This window comes from Tamlana crocina, assembly GCF_012037625.1.
The window spans coordinates 1-306 of record NZ_JAAVJS010000739.1 but is presented as its reverse complement, the minus strand read 5'-3'; the positions used below and the strand labels follow the sequence as shown (position 1 = coordinate 306).

Genomic DNA, 306 nt, shown 5'->3' with positions numbered 1-306 from the left:
ATCCCACGACCAGCCGGAACCAAAATGCTCCTCCCGAAAAACAGGAGGCACATAATACAATGTTTCATTCCTGGCTTTCAAAAAGTCCAGAACTGCTGTAGATTCCAATTTATCGTAAAGAAAAGAAGGATCCCCGGTTCCTCTAAAGATGAGGGAATCTTTTTTTACCACATACTCCAACCCTGCAGCGGAATCTCCCAGGATCTTCACTCCCGCATAGAAAGTAAATAGCTTCGTATTGGACGCCGGAGTAAAATATTTTTCAGAATTATGCTCAAAAACTACCTTTTTGGCAACCGGATCATA

The 306-nt window shown here is 42.5% G+C and carries 1 protein-coding gene; it reads right to left on the bottom strand.

The genetic code is table 11. The features are described 5' to 3' along the window. Positions 1-306 (bottom strand): D-alanyl-D-alanine carboxypeptidase (locus tag HC176_RS18795; protein ID WP_209309834.1); only part of this gene is annotated, 306 nt, incomplete at both ends.